The organism is Diaphorobacter sp. ED-3, from assembly GCF_027625375.1.
GTDB classification, from domain to species: Bacteria; Pseudomonadota; Gammaproteobacteria; order Burkholderiales; family Burkholderiaceae_C; genus Diaphorobacter; species Diaphorobacter nitroreducens.
Genome location: NZ_CP115182.1, coordinates 2,828,810 through 2,846,805, shown reverse-complemented (window position 1 = coordinate 2,846,805; position 17,996 = coordinate 2,828,810). Strand labels below are relative to the sequence as shown.

Sequence of the window (17,996 nt, the reverse complement as noted above, 5' to 3'; positions counted from 1 at the left end):
CTGTCTCGGCCCCCGCAGGCACGGCGGCGGGGCAGCGGGGAATGCTAGCATGCTGCGCTGCAACAGCCGCGCCATTCCATCAACCATCCCATCGGCGCGCCAGGAGACCTTTGCGCATGACCGCCCCCGCCCGCAAGACCGACGCCGCCGCGGCGCCGGCGCCCGCCCGCAAGACCGACAAGGACCTGCCGCTGATCCAGGACATCCGCCTGCTGGGGCGTATCCTGGGCGACGTGATCCGCGAGCAGGAGGGCGTGGCCGCCTATGACCTGGTGGAGCAGGTCCGCAAGCTGTCAGTGGCCTTCCGGCGCGACGCGGACCACGAGGCCGACAAGGCGCTGAAGAAGCTGCTCAAGGGCCTGACGGGCGACCAGACGGTGAGCGTGATCCGCGCCTTCACGTACTTCAGCCACCTGGCCAACCTGGCCGAGGACCGCCACCACATCCGCCGCCGCGCCGTGCACGAGCGCGCGGGCAGCGCGCAGGAGGGCAGCATCGAGGTGGCGCTGGCGCGCCTGCGCTGGGCCGGCATCGCGCCGCGCACCGTGGCGCAGACGCTGGCCACCAGCTATGTGGCGCCGGTGCTCACGGCCCACCCGACCGAGGTGCAGCGCAAGAGCATCCTGGACGCGGAGCGCGAGATCGCCCTGCTGCTCACACAGCGCGACGATATCCAGGCGCGCGCCCAGCTCTACAACAGCGCGAAGGACACGCTCACCCCGCGCGAGCTGGCCACCAACGAGGCGCAGCTGCGCGCGCGCGTGGCCCAGCTGTGGCAGACGCGGCTGCTGCGCTACTCCAAGCTCACCGTGGCCGACGAGATCGAGAACGCCCTTTCGTACTACGAATACACCTTCCTGCACGAGATCCCCAAGATCTATGCCGAACTGGAGCGCGAGCTGGGCGGCAACCAGCCCGTGGCGAGCTTCCTGCGCATGGGCCAGTGGATCGGTGGCGACCGCGACGGCAACCCCAACGTGAGCGCCGACACGCTGGTCCTGGCCCTGCGCCGCCAGGCCGAGGTGGCGCTGCGCCACTACCTGACCGAGGTGCATCACCTGGGGCGCGAGCTGTCGCTCTCCAGCAACCTGGTGCAGGTCTCGGCCGAGATGCTGCAGCTCGCCGCACGCTCGCCTGACACCAGCGAGCACCGCCGCGACGAACCCTACCGCCGCGCACTCACGGGCGTGTACGCGCGCCTGGCCGCCACGCTCAGGGATTTGACGGGCGGCGAGGCTGCACGCCATGCCGTAGCCCCACAGAATGCGTACGCCAGCGCGGGCGACTTCCTGGCCGATCTGCGCGTGATCGAGGCTTCGCTGCGCTCGCACCGCGGTGCGGCCCTGGTGGGCGAACGCCTGCGCCCGCTGATGCGCGCAGTGGAAGTGTTCGGTTTTCACCTGGCCACGGTGGATCTGCGCCAAAGCTCCGACCAGCACGAGCGCGTGGTGGCCGAACTGCTGGCCACCGCCCGGGTGGAGTCCGACTACGAGGCCCTGCCCGAGCCCGCGCGCCGCGCGCTGCTGCTGCGCCTGCTGTGTGACGCACGGCCCCTGCGCGTGGTGGGGGCGCCGTATTCCGAGCACACGACGGGCGAGGTCGCCATCTTCGAGACCGCGCGCCAGATGCGCGAGCGCTATGGCGACGACGCCATCCGCCACTACATCATCAGCCACACCGAGACGGTGAGCGACCTGCTGGAGGTGCTGCTGCTGCAAAAGGAGGTGGGCCTGCTGCAAGGCACGCTGGACACGGGCGCCAGGGCGGACCTGATCGTGGTGCCGCTGTTCGAGACGATCGAGGACCTGCGCAATGCCGCGCCCATCATGCGCGAGTTCTACGCGATCCCTGGCATCGCGCAGTTGGTGCGCGCCAGCGGGGCCGAGCAGGACATCATGCTCGGCTACAGCGACAGCAACAAGGACGGCGGCATTTTCACCAGCAACTGGGAGCTGTACCGCGCCGAGATCGCGCTGGTGGCGCTGTTCGACGAGATGAACGCCGCCCAGGCGGGCGCGCCCATCCAGCTGCGCATGTTCCACGGCCGTGGCGGCACGGTGGGGCGTGGCGGCGGGCCCAGCTACCAGGCCATCCTGGCGCAGCCGCCCGGCACCGTGCGCGGGCAGATCCGCCTGACCGAACAGGGCGAGGTGATCGCCTCCAAGTACGCCAACCCCGAGATCGGCCGGCGCAATCTGGAGACCCTGGTGGCCGCCACGCTGGAAGCCACGCTGCTGCAACCCACCAAGTCCGCCACCAAGGCGTTCCTGGAAGCGGCCGAGCAGCTCTCGCAGGCCAGCATGGAGGCTTACCGCGCGCTGGTGTACGAGACACCGGGCTTCACCGATTACTTCTTCAATTCCACGCCGATCCGCGAGATTGCCGAGCTCAACATCGGCTCGCGCCCGGCCAGCCGCAAGGCCAGCCAGCAGATCGAGGATCTGCGCGCCATTCCCTGGGGCTTCAGCTGGGGCCAGTGCCGCCTCACGCTGCCGGGCTGGTTTGGCTTCGGCGCTGCGGTGGATGCCTTCACGCACGCGCCGGGCAAGGATCCCAAGGCCCAGCTGGCGCTGTTGCAGAAGATGTACCGGCAGTGGCCGTTTTTTCGCACGCTGCTGTCCAACATGGACATGGTGCTGGCCAAGAGCGACCTGGCGCTGGCCTCGCGCTACAGCGAGCTGGTAGCCGATGTGCGCCTGCGCAAAAAGGTGTTCGGTGTGATCGAGGCCGAATGGCAGCGCACGGCCGACGCGCTCACGCGCATCACGGGAGAAAAGCAGCGCCTGGCGGCCAACACGGCGCTGGCGCGCTCCATACGGCACCGCTTCCCCTACATCGACCCGCTGCACCACCTGCAGGTGGAGCTGGTGCGCCGCTGGCGCGCGGGCCAGGGTGACGAGCGCGTGCAGACCGGCATTCACATCTCCATCAACGGTATTGCCGCGGGGCTGCGCAACACGGGCTGAGGTACGGGCGTGGTAGACGGCATCACGGCGCAGTGGCTGCAACGCCTGGGCGCGCAGGTCGCCTGGGCCTACGGCCTGCGCGTGCTGCTCGCGCTGGGCGGCGCCATGGCCTGGAGCTGGGGCACGCACCAGGTGGACCTGGTGGTGCCGCTGTTCCTGGGCGTGCTCGCGTCTGCGCTGGCAGAGACGGATGACAGCTGGCGCGGCCGCCTGAAGGCGCTGCTGGTCACACTGGCGTGCTTCGCACTGGTGGCCTTCCCGGTGGCGGCGCTCGTGGACCAGCCGCTGTGGTTCCTGGTGGTGCTGCTGGTGTGCAGCTTCGTCTTCACATTGCTGGGCGCGGTCGGCGGGCGCTACCGCGCGATCGCTTCGGCCACGGTGATCCTGGCGCTGTATGCGGCCCTCAGCGTGCCCCAGGGTGCGGGCGACACGCAGCCCTGGTGGCGCATGCCTGCGCTGCTGCTGGCGGGCGCGGGGTGGTACGGACTGTTGTCGTTGGCGTGGTGTGTGCTCACGCCGTTGTTGCCCCTGCGGCATGGCATGGCTGCGCTGTACGAGGAGCTGGGCGCCTACCTGCGGCTCAAGGCCAGCGTCTTCGAGCCCGTGCGCGGCGTGGATGTGCAGCAAAGGCGGCTGGCGCTGGCACAGACCAATGCGCGCGTGGTGGCGGCGCTCAACAGCGCCAAGGAAAGCCTGTTCAGCCGCATGGACGCGCATCCGCCCCAGGGCCGGCTGCTGCAACTGCTCAACCTGTATTTCATCGCCCAGGATATTCACGAGCGCGCGAGCTCCTCGCACTACGACTACAACGAATGGGCGGACGTGCTCTTTCACAGCGATGTGCTGTACCGCTGCCAGCGCGTCCTCACGCTGCAGGGCATGGCCTGCACGCAACTGGGTGAAGCACTGCGCCGGCGCCGCCCGCTGGTACGCGATGCGGGGCATGCGCAGGCACTGGCAGACCTGCATGATTCCATCACTTACCTGGAGCGCCAGGGCCAGAGCGCCTGGCAGCGTCCGCTGCGCTCGCTGCGCGCGCTGGCGCGCAACCTCAGCACGCTGGACGCGCAACTCACCACTGCCACGCTGCCCATGCAAAACGCGGTGCTGGGGGACATCGCATTGTTCGACCGCACGCCGCGCTCGCTGGCCGATGCGTGGGGCCGCGTGCGTGCGCAGCTGCATGCGCGCTCGGTGCTGTTTCGGCATGCGGTGCGCCTCACGCTGGCGTTGGCCGCGGGGTATGCCGCCATGCAGCTCACGGACCCGCGGCATGGCTACTGGATCCTGCTGACCACGCTGTTCGTCTGCCAGCCGACCTATGGGGCCACCGTGTCCCGCGTGGCGCGGCGCGTGCTGGGCACCGCGCTGGGGCTGGTGGCGGGCTGGGCGTTGCTGGAGCTGTTCCCCAATCCGACCCTGCAGGCGCTCTTGGCCGTGGCGGCGGGGGTGCTGTTCTTCCTTACGCGCACCCAGCGCTACCTGCTGGCCACGGCGGCCATCACGCTGATGGTGCTGCTGTGCTTCAACCAGACCACGGGCGAAGGCTACACGCTCATCCTGCCGCGCCTGCTGGACACGGTGATCGGCAGTCTCATCGCGGCGGCCGCCATGTTTCTGGTATTGCCTGACTGGCAGGGCAAGCGCCTGGGTGCCGTGGCGGCCGAGGCGCTGGAGGCCCATGCGCTGTACCTGCGCGAGATCATGTCGCAGTACGCCACGGGCAAGGACGACGACCTGGACTACCGCCTGGCGCGCCGCGTGGCGCACAACGCCGATGCGGCCCTGTCCGCCGCCCTGTCGCACATGCTGCTGGAGCCGCGCTGGGTGCGCCGCCACGCGCGCGTGGGCCTGCAGTTGCTGGTGCTCTCGCACACGCTGTTGAGCTATCTGTCGGCCCTGGGTGCGCACCGCGGTCTGCCGGCCGACGTGGCGGCCGATTCGTTGGCAGAGCGCGCCGCCCGTGAGGCCGCGGACCAGATCGAGCAGATGGCCCAGGCGCTGCGCGGGCGGCATGCGCTGGCGCAGGAGGATGGCGCTGCCGAGGAGTTGGCGCTGGCGCTGGAGCAGGCGGCCGATGCCTCCGGCGACGGCCTATCGCTCGTGCAGGCCCAGTTGGCGCTGGTGTGCCGGCAGGTGGCGCCGCTGCGGGCCGCGGTGCGCTCGCTCGCCGGGCAGGGCGCGGCGGCCTGAGGCTGATCTAGCCCGCAAAGCCCGTCTTGTTCCACCCTTGGGGCGCAGGCGCACCGGCTAGCATGGCCGGTCGTCACGCAATACATATTCTTCGATCATGAGAAACCGGGTTTTGGCCTTCTGCGTCCTGGCCGGGCTGGCGGCCGGCTGCGCGCCCCTGCCAACGGCGCCGCACGGCGCGACGCCGGAGGGGGCGCACGCGCCCACGGAGCAACAGGCGGTGAACGCAGTCCGCCAATGGGACGTGCTGGCTGCCGACGTGGCGGCGCATGTGGCCGACCGGCTGCGTGGATGGCCCGCGGGGCAGCACCCGATCCATGTGGAGATGGCCCCCCAGGCCTCCGACTTTCAGCGCGGCTTTCGCGAGTTGTTGGTCACGCATTTGGTGGAGCGGGGCATCGCCGTGACCACCGAACCCGCAGCCCTGCGGTTGCGGGCCAGCACCCAGCTGGTGCAGCACCACGCGGGTGCGGCGTCCGCGGCGCCGTTGCAGCGCCTGGCCGAAGGTGTGTACGTGCGGCGCAATGCAACGCATGCGGACGCGAGTGTGCCGATGCGCACCGAGGTGCTGGTCGTCACGTCGCTGGAAAGCGAGGGCCGGGTGCTGGTGCGCACATCTGACGTGTACACGATCGCGCAGCCGGACGCACCGCTGTACCAGCGCCCCGCTGCGGCGCCGGGGCCCCTCACGACCTGGCGGGTCGTGCCATGAAGGAGGGAGACCGCATGACGCAACGCATTGGAATACGGCGCGTGCTGCTGGCAGCGGTGCTGATCGCCAGCGCATTGGCCCTGCCGGGCTGCGCACGCTACTACTACGGCGCTGCGGCCAGCAGCGACCCCGTGGACCTGATGGCCAGCAACCACGGCGCCGCGGATGCGCTGTTGCTGCAAGTGCCGCTGGACCCCGGCACCCCTGTGCTGGTGGGAACGGTGGTGCAGTTGGACCGGTTGGATGAATCTTCGCGCCTGGGGCGCTTGGTGGCCGAGCAACTGGCGGGCCGGCTGGCCCAGCGCGGCTTGCGCGTGACCGAGCTGCGCATGCGCGAGACCCTGGCGATGCGTCCCGGACAGGGCGAGCTGCTGCTGTCGCGGCACGCACAGGAGGTGGCGCACGCCCAGGCGGCGCAGGCCGTGCTGGTGGGCACCTACGCGGTGGCGCCGCAGGCGGTTTACGTGAGCCTGAAGCTGGTGGGCGCGGGCAACGCGGTGCTGGCGGCGCACGACTATGCACTGCCCATGGATGCCAACGTGCGCGGTCTGCTGGCGGGCCGGTAGCCCATTGCCGCGCCATTATGCTATTTATTTAATAGCTGTTAGCGCTTGATGGATAAGCGCTAGAAGCCATTTTGACTTGAATTAGTGCAGCGTGAGTGCGCCAGCGCTCTTGCTCTTGCCGGCACGTGCGGGCGGGTTGCACAGGCCGCAGGTGTAGTGGCGGTTCTCGTACGGCTCGGTGACGAACTGGCCGCCGCACTGCGAGCACTTGGTGCGCGTGAGCATGCCGGCATCCACGAACTTCACCAGCCGCCAGGCGCGCGTGAAGGACAGCAGCGGGTCGATCTGCGCTGCGGCCACCTGCTCGTTGTAGAGGCGATAGGCCTTGGTGAGCAGCTCCACCGCGTCCAGGCTCACGCCCTTGGACAGGTATTCGTAGATGTTCAGGAACAGCGAGCTGTGGATGTTCTCCTGCCAGGTGAGGAACCAGTCCGTGGAGAAGGGCAGCTGTCCCTTGGACGGCGACTTGCCCGCAATCTCCTTGTACAGGCGGATCAGGCGCTCGTACGACAGCGTGGTCTCGGACTCCAGCACCTGCATGCGGGCCCCCATCTCGATCAGCATGGCGGCGCGTTCGATTTGCTTGGATTCGTTGAGAACGCTCTTGGCGGGTGCGGACATGGCGGGCTTTCGGAAGAAGAGGGGAACGCTGGCGTGGGACTTCAGAGCACTTCGGAGACGCGGCTGGCCATCAGGATGTTGGCGTGCAGCGTGTTGGTGGCTTCGCTGGCGGCTTTGCGCGGCGTGTTGTGGCTGGTCAGCAGGCTCCACACCAGTTCGTCGTCCACGCGGAAACTGCACAGCAGCGTGTTGCGTGAGGCCAGCTTGAGCACCTGTGCGGCGGACAGCGATGCCAGAATGTCGGCCGCTTCTTCGTTCAGCCCCAGACGGAAAACGGCTTCGGCCTTGTCCTGGCGGATCAGGGTCTGCGCCAGCATCAGGTAAGTGAGGTTGGCTTCGCGGATTTCGGCGAGCAGTTGTTCGGAGGTCATGGGGCAATCCTTTCCAAGAGGGATCACTGCGTTGCATAACGTTGCATGTGTTGCGTGATCCGATGAAATGGATTGTGAAACCGGGGCAAAAAGAAATTAAGTCGGGGTTCGGCGCTGCGTGGCGTCTGGCGGATGAGCAGCCTTTGTAGGAATTTGCCTTACAGCGGCGTCGGCGTGTGGCGCGTGTTTGCGGTGGTGGTTTCGCCGATACAGGCATGAAAAAACGGGCCGCAGCCCGTTGGATGGAGTGCGCGCGGTCGTGCGCAGGGTGGAAGGCACCGTGTCAGGCGCCTGGCGCCTGGCTCAGTCGGCGTCGCCCATCTGGGACTGCAGGTAGTTCTGCAGCCCGACCTTGGCGACCAGTTCGATCTGGGTTTCCAGAAAATCGATGTGCTCTTCGGTGTCTTCTAGGATGTCTTCCAGCAGTTCGCGCGAGACATAGTCGCGTACGGACTCGCAGTAGGCAATACCTTCCTTGATGGTGGCCTGCGCTCCGCGCTCGGCGCGCAAATCGCATTCCAGGATCTCGGGTACGTCTTCGCCCACCTGCAACTTGGCCAGGTCCTGCAGGTTGGGCAGGCCGTCCAGCATGAAGATGCGGTCCATCAGCCGGTCGGCGTGCTTCATCTCGCCGATGGACTCGTCGTATTCCTTCTTGGCCAGCTTGTCGAAGCCCCAGTGCTTGAGCATGCGGTAGTGCAGGAAGTACTGGTTGATGGCCGTGAGCTCATTCTTCAGCTGGGCCTGCAGGTGTGCGATGACTTGCGCGTCGCCTTTCATGGGGCTTCTCCTTTCAGTCAGAAAGGGGCATTGTCATGACCCTGGCACCAGGGGGCAAGACAATGCCCCTGCATGCAGGCTTTGCCTGCGTGTGATGCTGAGTCGTGTTCTCGAATGGAATGAGCTGATAGTCAATATCAATTCAATTGATGTGTTCAATTTATTGGATTTATCATTCGATCCGGCCTAAACTTCAGTCTTGTTCTAGCCCATCAACCTAAGTAAGAGGAAACAGCAATGTCCGTGCTTAACACCACTATCAAGCCTTTCAAGGCGCAAGCCTTCAAGAACGGCAAGTTTATCGAAGTGACCGAGAAGGACGTCCTGGGCAAGTGGGCCGTGTTCTTCTTCTACCCGGCCGACTTCACCTTCGTGTGCCCCACCGAGCTGGGCGACGTGGCCGACCACTACGACGAGCTGCAGAAGCTGGGTGTTGAGGTGTACTCCGTGTCCACCGACACGCACTTCGTGCACAAGGCATGGCATGACGCCTCCGACACGATCCGCAAGATCAAGTACACCATGCTGGGCGATCCCACCTGGCAAATCAGCCAGAACTTCGACTGCCTGCGCGAAGGCCAGGGCCTGGCAGACCGCGCCACGTTCATCGTGGACCCCCAGGGCGTGATCCAAGCGATGGAAATCACCGCCGAAGGCATCGGCCGCAACGCCGCCGATCTGCTGCGCAAGGTCAAGGCTGCCCAGTACGTGGCCAGCCACCCCGGTGAAGTGTGCCCCGCCAAGTGGGAAGAGGGCGCCAAGACGCTGGCTCCTTCGCTGGACCTGGTCGGCAAGATCTAAGCTGGCACCAGCCGCGTTCAGCCGCCGCGGCGGCTGACCAAGACGCCCGGGTGCCAGGCGCCCGGGTTTTTTTGCCCATAACTAGATTGATTAGGAGTAACCCTATGCTCGACGCCAACCTCCAAGCCCAATTGAAAGCCTATCTGGAGCGCCTGCAGCGCCCGGTGGAGCTGGTCGCCACGCTGGATGATGGCGCCACTTCCCAAGAGCTGCGGGAACTGCTCCAGGAGATCCGCTCTCTCTCCGACAAGATCACCGTGGTCGAGAAGAACGACGCGCCCGTGCGCAAGCCGTCCTTCCTGATTACCAACCCCGGCGTGGACACCGGCGTGCGTTTCGCGGGCGTCCCCCTGGGCCATGAGTTCACCTCGCTGGTGCTGGCGCTGCTGCAGGTGGGCGGCCATCCCTCCAAGGAATCGGCGGACCTGCTGGAGCAGGTGAAGAACCTGGACGGCGATTTCCATTTCGAGACCTACTACTCCCTGTCCTGCCACAACTGCCCGGACGTGGTGCAGGCCCTGAACCTGATGAGCGTGCTCAACCCGCGCATCACGCACACGGCCATCGACGGCGCCGTGTTCCAGGACGAGATCAAGGAACGCCAAATCATGGGCGTGCCCACGGTGTTCCTGAACGGCAAGAATTTCGGCCAGGGCCGCATGGAGCTGGCGGAGATCGTCGCCAAGATCGACAGCGGCGCCCATGCCCGCGTGGCGGCCAAGCTCAATGCCATGGAGCCGTTCGACGTGCTGGTGGTCGGCGGTGGTCCCGCCGGTGCCGCGGCCGCCGTGTATGCGGCGCGCAAGGGCATTCGTACCGGCGTGGTGGCCGAGCGTTTCGGCGGCCAGGTGCTGGATACGGTGGACATCGAGAACTACATCTCGGTCAGCAAGACCGAGGGCCCGAAGTTCGCCATCGCGCTGGAGCAGCACGTCAATGACTACGACGTCGAGGTGATGAACCTGCAGCGCGCCAAGGCCCTCAAGCCCGCCGCAACCGAAGGCGGCCTGGTGGAAATCGAACTCGAGAACGGCGCAACGCTCAAGAGCAAGACCGTGATCCTGTCGACCGGCGCGCGCTGGCGCAACATGAACGTGCCGGGCGAGGAGCAGTACCGCACCAAGGGCGTGACGTACTGCCCGCACTGCGACGGCCCGCTGTTCAAGGGCAAGGACGTGGCGGTCATCGGCGGCGGCAACTCGGGCGTGGAGGCCGCGATCGACCTGGCCGGCATCGTCAAGAGCGTGACGGTGCTGGAGTTCGCCAGCGAGTTGAAGGCCGATGGCGTGCTGCAGAAAAAGCTGCGCAGCCTGCCCAACGTGACGGTCATCCTGAACGCCCAGACCACGGAAGTGAATGGCGACGGCAGCAAGGTCACCGGCCTGACCTACAAGGACCGCACGACGGACGAGGCCAAGACCGTGGCGGTCGAGGGCATCTTCGTGCAGATCGGTCTGTTGCCCAACACCGACTGGCTCAAGGGCACGGTGGACCTGACGCGCTTTGGCGAGATCATCATCGACGCCCGGGGCCACACCAACGTGCCGGGCGTGTTCGCCGCGGGAGACTGCACCAACGTGCCGTACAAGCAGATCATCATCGCCGCAGGGGCGGGCGCGACGGCGGCCTTGTCGGCCTTCGACCACCTGATTCGCCACTGATATCTAAGCCAAATTGGCCTCTGGCGCTTACCGGTCAAGCGCTGATAGCTATCAAAAAAAAAGCGCCTTTCGGGGCGCTTTTGTTTTGATGCAGGGGCGGTCAGTACTGCAGCCGTTCCGGCCGCACCTCCTGCAGGATGGTGGTCGCGATCTCCTCGATGCTCTTGGTGGTGGTGGACAGCCAGCGGATGCCCGAGCGGCGCATCATCGCCTCGGCCTCGGCCACCTCGTTGCGGCAGTTCACCAGGTCGGCGTACCGGGAGCCGGGGCGCCGCTCATTGCGGATCTGCGACAGCCGTTGCGGGTCGATCGTCAGGCCGAAGATCTTCTTGCGGTGCGGCACCAGCGCGGGCGGCAGTTGGCGGCGCTCGAAGTCCTCGGGGATCAGTGGATAGTTGGCCACTTTCAGGCCGCACTGCATGGCCAGGTACAGGCTCGTGGGCGTCTTGCCGCTGCGCGACACGCCGATCAGGATCACGTCCGCACCCGAGAGGTCGCGGTGGCTCTGGCCGTCGTCGTGGTCCAGGCTGAAGTTGATGGCTTCGATGCGGTCGCTGTATTCCTTGGACACGCTGATGTCCGAGAAACGCCCCACGCGGTGGTGTGACTTCACGCCCAGCTCGGACTCCAGCGGGCGGATGAAGGTGCCGAACATGTCCAGCAGCATGCCCCTGCAGCCGTCCTCGATGATCTTGAGCACGCTCATGTTCACCAGCGTGGTGAACACGATGGGCTTCTTGCCCTCCAGCTCGGCCGTGTGGTTGATCTGGCGCACCACCTGGTGCGCCTTGTCCTCGGTATCGATGAAGGGCAGGCGCACGTGGCGCGGGCGGATGTCGAACTGCGCCAGGATGGCATTGCCGAAGGTCTCGGCCGTGATGCCGGTGCCGTCGGAGATATAGAACACGGTGCGCGTGTGCGTGGCAAGCATGGGAAAGGAAGAGCGGGAAGGAGAGCGTGGTGATGCGATGGCGCGTGCGCTGCGGTGGGCAGCCCGCCTACAATGGCGCCCATTATTCCCAATTTCTCCCCATGCACCGCGCCGGCCCACAACCACAACAGCAAAGCCGTGGCCGCTGCATGAGCGACGACTGCCCGCCTTCCCTTGACGCGACGGTGGGCGCAGACCGGTTTTTAAACTCTGGAGCTTTCCCATGTCTGCACGTTTCGAGGCGACCGCCCTGGTCGTACCGTTTGAGAACCTGAGAATGAGCGACGTCGAGGTCGTTGGCGGCAAGAACGCCTCCCTCGGCGAGATGATCTCCCAACTGCCCCAGGGGGTGCGCGTGCCCACGGGCTTCGCCACCACCGCGCATGCGTTCCGCGAGTTCCTCAAGTACGAAGGCCTGCACGACCGCATCAGCCAGCGCCTGGCCGCGCTGGACGTGGACGACGTGCGCGCGCTGGCCGAGGCCGGCGCCGAGATCCGCGGTTGGGTGGAAAACCAGCCGTTCCCCGCCGACCTGGAAAAGGCCGTGCGCGAGGCATTTGCCGCGCTGTCGGCGGGTAACGACCAGGCCAGCTTCGCCGTGCGCTCCTCCGCCACGGCCGAGGACTTGCCCGATGCCTCCTTTGCCGGTCAGCAGGAGACCTTCCTGAACGTGGTGGGCATCGAAGCCGTGCTGCACAAGATGAAGGAAGTGTTCGCGTCGCTGTACAACGACCGCGCCATCTCCTACCGCGTGCACAAGGGTTTTGCCCATGACGTGGTGGCCCTGTCGGCGGGCGTGCAGCGCATGGTGCGCTCCGACCTGGGCGCGGCCGGGGTGATGTTCACCATCGACACGGAAAGCGGCTTCGAGGACGTGGTGTTCATCACTTCCAGCTACGGCCTGGGCGAAACCGTGGTGCAGGGCGCCGTGAACCCCGACGAGTTCTACGTGCACAAGCCCATGCTCCAGGCCGGCAAGCAGGCCGTGATCCGCCGCAACCTGGGCTCCAAGCTGATCCAGATGGTGTTTTCCACGGCGCAGGAAAAGGCCGCCAGCGGCAAGCTGGTGAAGACCACCGAGGTGGCAACCGAGCTGCGCAATCGCTACTCGCTGACCGACGCCGAGATCGAGCAGTTGGCCCACTACGCGCTGGTGATCGAGCAGCACTACGGCCGCCCCATGGACATCGAGTGGGGCAAGGACGGCACGGACGGCCAGCTCTACATCCTCCAGGCGCGCCCTGAGACGGTGAAGAGCCAGGCCAAGGGCCAGGCCGAGCAGCGCTTCAAGCTCAAGGGCCACGGCCCGGTGCTGGCCGAAGGCCGCGCCATCGGCCAGAAGATCGGCACCGGCCCGGTGCGACTGGTCAACGATATCGCCGAGATGGACAAGGTGCAGCCCGGCGACGTGCTGGTCACCGACATGACCGACCCCAACTGGGAGCCGGTGATGAAGCGCGCCAGCGCCATCGTGACCAACCGGGGCGGGCGCACCTGTCACGCGGCCATCATTGCGCGCGAGCTGGGCATTCCGGCCGTGGTGGGCTGCGGCCACGCCACCGACGTGCTCAAGGACGGCACGCTGGTCACCGTGAGCTGCGCTGAGGGCGACACCGGCCGTATCTACGACGGCCTGCTCGAGACCGAGGTGACCGAGGTGCAGCGCGGCGAGATGCCGCCCATCTCCACCAAGATCATGATGAACGTGGGCAATCCGCAGCTGGCCTTCGACTTCGCCCAGTTGCCCAACGAAGGCGTGGGCTTGGCGCGCCTGGAGTTCATCATCAACAACAACATTGGCGTGCACCCGAAGGCCATCCTGGACTACCCCGCCGTGGATGCCGACCTGAAGAAAGCCGTGGAGAGCGTGGCGCGCGGCCATGCCAGCCCGCGCGCGTTCTACGTGGACAAGGTGGCCGAGGGCGTGGCGACCATCGCCGCCGCTTTCTGGCCCAAACCCGTCATCGTGCGCCTGTCGGATTTCAAGTCCAACGAGTACCGCAAGCTCATCGGCGGCAGCCGCTACGAGCCCGAGGAAGAGAACCCCATGCTGGGCTTCCGTGGCGCAGCGCGCTACGTGAGCCAGGACTTCGGCGAGGCCTTCGCCATGGAGTGCGAGGCCATCAAGCGCGTGCGCAACGACATGGGCCTGACCAACGTGCAGGTCATGGTGCCCTTCGTGCGTACGCTGGGCCAGGCCGAGCGCGTCACCAAGCTGTTGGCACAGCACGGTCTGCAGCGCGGCGAGAACGAGCTCAAGCTCATCATGATGTGCGAGATCCCGAGCAACGCGATATTGGCCGAGCGCTTCCTGGAGTACTTCGACGGCTTCTCCATCGGCTCCAACGACCTGACCCAGCTCACCCTGGGCCTGGACCGCGACTCGGGCCTGGAACTGCTGGCCGCCGACTTCGACGAGCGCGACCCGGCCGTGGAAGCGCTGATCCACCTGGCCATCAAGGCGTGCCGCGCGCAGGGCAAGTACATCGGTATCTGCGGTCAGGGCCCCAGCGACCACCCCGACTTTGCCCAGTGGCTGGCGCGCGAGGGCATCACGTCGATTTCGCTGAACCCTGACAGCGTGATCGATACCTGGCAGCAACTGGCGCGCTGACGCGCCGCAGCCGCAGCCGCAGGCCATGCCCCACCGCCGGTCGCTCACGCAGGAAGAGATCGAGGGGACGCCTTTTGCCCCCGACCTGCACGATGCACGCCACCTGTGGCTGAAGGCGGGCCTGCTGCTCGTGTGGGTGCTGGTGTCGTTCGGCACCGGCTACTTCGCGCGCGACCTGCAATTCCTGGTGGGTCCATGGCCGTTGAGCTACTGGATTGCCTCCCAGGGGGCAGTCCTGATGTTCATTGGCATCGTCTGCGTTTACTGTGCCGCCATGAGCTACTTCGAACGGCAGGACATGGCGGCGCAGCGCGACGCTGCCACAGCCCCATCCCATGATTGAACGCGGCGGCGAGGGGCGCAGCTACATGGCGCGCCTGAACCGCATCGTGGCGCTGTACATCGCGGGGCTGCTGGGGTTCGTGGCCCTGATGGCCTGGGCCGAGCAGCGCGGGCTGTCGCGCCAGTGGATTGGCCCCATCTTCCTGTTTCTTACCGTGATGGCCTACGCCGCCATCGGCGTGTACGGCCGCACCACGGATGCGGACGAATACTACGTGGCGGGCCGCCGCATTCCGCCGTTCTACAACGGCATGGCCGCCGCCGCGGACTGGATGAGCGCGGCCTCGTTCATCAGCCTGTCGGGCGCGCTGTATCTGCAGGGCTTTTCGGGCACGCCGGAGCAGCCGGGCGGGCTGGCCTATCTGTTGGGCTGGACGGGCGGCTTCGTGCTCGTGGCCATGCTCATCGCGCCGCACCTGCGGGCGATGAACCTCTACACCGTTCCGGACTTCTTCCAGGTGCGTTTTGGCGGGCGCTGGCCACGCATCATCGCGGCCCTGTCGGCCGTGCTGTGCTCTTTCACCTACGTGGTGGCGCAGATCTACGGCGTGGGGCTGATCGCCTCGCGCCTGACCGGGGTGCAGTTCGAGATCGGCATCATGCTCGGCCTGGGCGGCGTGCTGCTGTGCTCGTTCCTGGGAGGGATGCGCGCCATCACCTGGACGCAGGTGGCGCAGTACATCGTCATCCTGCTGGCGTTCCTGATCCCGGTGTCGTGGCTGGCGTACAAGCAGCTCGGCAACCCCGTTGCACCGGTGGTGGCGGGAGCGCAGATCGGCAAGATCACCACGCTGGAGGGCGGGCTGCTGGCCTCCGAGGTCGAGCAAGACGTGGTCGCGGCCTACCTGCAGCGCGCCGAGGATTACAAGGCGCGGCTGGCCGACGTGCCCGCCGCACTCGCGCGGGAGCGCGAAGCGGCGCGCGAGCGCATCCAGCGCCTGCGCGCCCAGAACGCCGACGTGGGGCTGATCGTGGCCGCCAGCCGGGATTTGGCCTCCATGCCGCGCGACGAGGCTGCCGCGCGCGATCGCTGGACGCGCGAGATGCGCGACAACTATGAGCGTGCCCGCGCCATGGGCGGCCTGCCGCGCCACAGCCAGGCGTTTGCGGGCGATCCGCAGGGCACCCCGCAGGAGCGCCAGGTCTTCGACGATGCGCGCCGCAACTTCCTGGCGCTGATGTTCTGCCTGATGGTGGGAACGGCCGGCCTGCCGCACCTGCTGACGCGCTACTACACGGTGCCCTCGGTGGCGGGTGCGCGCGCGTCGGTGGCGTGGTCGCTGTTCTTCATCGCACTGCTGTACTTGAGCGCGCCGGCGCTCGCCGTGCTGGTGAAGTTCGAGGTCATGAACAACCTCGTGGGCAGCAGCTTCGACCAACTGCCCAACTGGATGGCGCAATGGGCGCGTGTGGACGCCTCGCTGCTGTCCGTGGAGGACGTGAACGGCGACGGCATCGTGCAGTTCGGCGAAATCCGCTTCGGGGCCGACCTCATCATGCTGGCCACGCCCGAGATCGGCGGGCTCCCCTACGTGATCTCCGGCCTGGTGGCCGCGGGCGGGCTGGCCGCTGCGCTGTCCACTGCCGATGGCCTGCTGCTCACCATCAGCAACGCGCTGGTGCGCGACCTGTACCACCAGGAAACGCGTCGCAAGGCGTCGCCCGAGCAGCGGGTGATCCTGACCAAGTTCACGCTGCTCTCCGTGGCGCTGTCCGCGGCGTTCGTGGCGGCGCTCAAGCCGTCGGAAATCCTGCCCATGGTGTCGGCGTCGTTTTCCATCGCCGCATCGGCCTTCGTGCCCGCGATGGTGCTGGGCATCTTCTGGCGCGGTACTACGCGCCAGGGCGCGGTAGCCGGCATGCTCGCCGGCCTGTCCGTCACCGTGTATTACCTGTTGGCGCAGGTGGACAGCGTGCGCCAATGGGTGCCTTCCGCGCTGCTCGTCGATGGCCTGTGGTTCGGCATCCATCCGATTTCCGCTGGGGTCTTCGGCGTGCCGGTGGGCCTGGCTGTGGCGTGGAGCGTCAGCCTGGCCACGCGGCCGGGCCGCGTGCGGCCGGCTCCCGCGGACGGGCTGTAGCGCGCCGCGCCCCGCGGCTGCGCGCCCACGGGCGACCTGCGGTTTGACCTCATTCACAAATGGTCACATTCGTGCCACGCTGATCCCGTGCGGCGTTCCATGCCGCTTTTCCATCACGTACCAAGCGAAGAGGTGGGCATGATTCTCGTGAAGACACCGGCTGGGCAACAGGCGCTGAAGGATCGCCAGGGTGCGCTGTCGCCGCGCCAGCGCTCAGCCTTCATCCTGTTCGACGGCAAGCGCACCCTGGACCAGGTGCTGACGGCCACGGCGGCCATGGGCATCTCGCGCGAGGACGTGCAGCTCATGATCGACCAGGGGTTGCTGGAGAGCGGACCGGGAGCGCCGGCAGCCGCGGCCGCAGCGCCGGCGGACGGCGCCGAGGTGCAGGTCGACGGCACGGGGCGCACGCAGCGCGAGCGCTATCAGGCCGCCTACCCGATCGCCACCGAACTTACCGCCAGCCTTGGGCTGAAGGGCTTCCGCCTGAATCTGGCGGTCGAGGGGGCTGCGGGGTATGAGGATCTGGCGGCGCTGGCTCCCAAGATCCGCGAGGCCGTGGGAGACGCCAAGTACACCAGGCTGGAGAGGGCGTTGTTCGCGTGAATGCGGCGCTGGGCGTGGCCCCTGCCGGACCCACCCAGTCCTCAATAAAAAAGAGGAGCGTGCATGACACGCTCCCCTTGCATGAACGGCGTCCGCAGCCGGACGCAAGGTGTTCTTAGACGCGCTTGCGGTATTCGCCCGTGCGCGTGTCGATCTCGATCTTGTCGCCCTGGTCCACGAACAGCGGCACGGCCACTTCGAAGCCGGTGGCGATCTTCGCGGGCTTGAGCACCTTGCCGGACGTATCGCCCTTCACGGCGGGTTCGGTCCAGGTGATCTCGCGCTCCACGCTGGTGGGCAGTTCCACGGAGATGGCCTTGCCGTCGTAGAACACCACTTCGGCGGCCATGCCGTCTTCGAGGTAGCTGATGGCATCGCCCATGTTGGAGGCTTCCACTTCGTACTGGTTGTACTCGGCGTCCATCCACACGTACATCGGGTCGGCGAAGTAGGAGTAGGTGCACTCCTTCTTGTCCAGGATCACGTTGTCGATCTTGTCGTCGGCCTTGAAGACGACTTCGGTGCCCATGTTGGACAGGAGCGCCTTCAGCTTCATGCGCACGGTAGCGGCGCCGCGGCCGCCGCGGGCGTATTCGGTCTTCAGCACGATCATGGGGTCTTTGCCCTGCATGATCACGTTGCCGGCGCGGATTTCTTGAGCGATTTTCATGGCTTGCTTGGGAAGGAAAGGTTGACCGCTCCACAAGTCGGGGCGGGCGGGCGTGGCCCAGGCGTTTGCGTGAACTGGGCC

At 66.7% G+C, this 17,996-nt stretch carries 15 protein-coding genes; 10 read left to right on the top strand and 5 right to left on the bottom strand.

The genetic code is table 11. The features are described from left to right. Positions 1-116 precede the first annotated feature (116 nt). The 4 genes from ppc to PCQ86_RS13835 all read left to right on the top strand — a co-directional run bounded on the left by ppc (position 117) and on the right by PCQ86_RS13835 (position 6,437). Positions 117-2,966 carry a phosphoenolpyruvate carboxylase gene (gene ppc / locus PCQ86_RS13850; protein WP_270174011.1) on the top strand — a complete coding sequence of 950 codons (2,850 nt, stop codon included), beginning with the start codon at positions 117-119 and terminating at the stop codon, positions 2,964-2,966. A 9-nt stretch (positions 2,967-2,975) separates the two neighbouring features. Then, positions 2,976-5,159: a YccS family putative transporter gene (gene yccS / locus PCQ86_RS13845; protein WP_270174010.1), complete on the top strand. Its 2,184-nt coding sequence runs from the start codon at positions 2,976-2,978 to the stop codon at positions 5,157-5,159. Between the two features lie 112 nt (positions 5,160-5,271). Beyond that, complete coding sequence (locus tag PCQ86_RS13840) at positions 5,272-5,871, top strand: hypothetical protein (RefSeq protein WP_270174009.1); 600 nt, start codon at positions 5,272-5,274, stop codon at positions 5,869-5,871. A gap of 14 nt (positions 5,872-5,885) precedes the next feature. Further along, positions 5,886-6,437: a FlgO family outer membrane protein gene (locus PCQ86_RS13835; protein WP_270174008.1), complete on the top strand. Its 552-nt coding sequence runs from the start codon at positions 5,886-5,888 to the stop codon at positions 6,435-6,437. Positions 6,438-6,518: 81 nt separating this feature from the next. On the opposite strand, the gene flhC is transcribed toward PCQ86_RS13835, so the two are convergent. The 3 genes from flhC to bfr form a co-directional block, all read right to left on the bottom strand. Further along, positions 6,519-7,058, bottom strand: a complete 540-nt coding sequence (flhC, locus tag PCQ86_RS13830; protein WP_270174007.1) for a flagellar transcriptional regulator FlhC — start codon at positions 7,056-7,058, stop codon at positions 6,519-6,521. A gap of 41 nt (positions 7,059-7,099) precedes the next feature. Beyond that, positions 7,100-7,429, bottom strand: a complete 330-nt coding sequence (gene flhD / locus PCQ86_RS13825) for a flagellar transcriptional regulator FlhD (RefSeq protein WP_011806037.1) — start codon at positions 7,427-7,429, stop codon at positions 7,100-7,102. A 303-nt stretch (positions 7,430-7,732) separates the two neighbouring features. After that, the gene (gene bfr, locus PCQ86_RS13820; RefSeq protein WP_011806036.1) at positions 7,733-8,209 is read right to left on the bottom strand and encodes a bacterioferritin; all 477 of its coding nucleotides are present in this window, start codon (positions 8,207-8,209) and stop codon (positions 7,733-7,735) included. A 237-nt stretch (positions 8,210-8,446) separates the two neighbouring features. Between bfr and ahpC the strand changes: the two genes are divergently transcribed. Both ahpC and ahpF read left to right on the top strand, forming a co-directional pair. Further along, positions 8,447-9,010, top strand: a complete 564-nt coding sequence (gene ahpC / locus PCQ86_RS13815) for an alkyl hydroperoxide reductase subunit C (RefSeq protein WP_047350525.1) — start codon at positions 8,447-8,449, stop codon at positions 9,008-9,010. A 104-nt stretch (positions 9,011-9,114) separates the two neighbouring features. Beyond that, positions 9,115-10,671: an alkyl hydroperoxide reductase subunit F gene (gene ahpF, locus PCQ86_RS13810; RefSeq protein WP_047350524.1), complete on the top strand. Its 1,557-nt coding sequence runs from the start codon at positions 9,115-9,117 to the stop codon at positions 10,669-10,671. 100 nt (positions 10,672-10,771) lie between these two features. On the opposite strand, the gene ppsR is transcribed toward ahpF, so the two are convergent. Then, entirely contained in the window at positions 10,772-11,602 is an 831-nt protein-coding gene (gene ppsR, locus PCQ86_RS13805; RefSeq protein ID WP_011806033.1) for a posphoenolpyruvate synthetase regulatory kinase/phosphorylase PpsR, read from the bottom strand. A gap of 223 nt (positions 11,603-11,825) precedes the next feature. Here ppsR and ppsA point away from each other — a divergent pair, with 223 nt between their 5' ends. The 4 genes from ppsA (at position 11,826) to PCQ86_RS13785 (ending at position 17,245) form a co-directional block, all read left to right on the top strand. After that, positions 11,826-14,216, top strand: coding sequence for a phosphoenolpyruvate synthase (ppsA, locus tag PCQ86_RS13800; RefSeq protein WP_011806032.1), 2,391 nt, complete (start codon positions 11,826-11,828; stop codon positions 14,214-14,216). 25 nt (positions 14,217-14,241) lie between these two features. Next, positions 14,242-14,559, top strand: coding sequence for a DUF4212 domain-containing protein (locus PCQ86_RS13795; protein ID WP_270174006.1), 318 nt, complete (start codon positions 14,242-14,244; stop codon positions 14,557-14,559). Next, positions 14,552-16,639 carry a VC_2705 family sodium/solute symporter gene (locus PCQ86_RS13790; protein WP_270174005.1) on the top strand — a complete coding sequence of 696 codons (2,088 nt, stop codon included), beginning with the start codon at positions 14,552-14,554 and terminating at the stop codon, positions 16,637-16,639. The genes PCQ86_RS13795 and PCQ86_RS13790 overlap by 8 nt, the downstream gene beginning before the upstream one ends. A 138-nt stretch (positions 16,640-16,777) precedes the next feature. Next, entirely contained in the window at positions 16,778-17,245 is a 468-nt protein-coding gene (locus tag PCQ86_RS13785) for a hypothetical protein (protein WP_135149581.1), read from the top strand. Between the two features lie 115 nt (positions 17,246-17,360). Here the strand turns inward: PCQ86_RS13785 and efp are convergent, their stop codons facing one another. Further along, complete coding sequence (efp, locus tag PCQ86_RS13780; protein ID WP_011806028.1) at positions 17,361-17,915, bottom strand: elongation factor P; 555 nt, start codon at positions 17,913-17,915, stop codon at positions 17,361-17,363. Between the last annotated feature and the right edge of the window lie 81 nt (positions 17,916-17,996).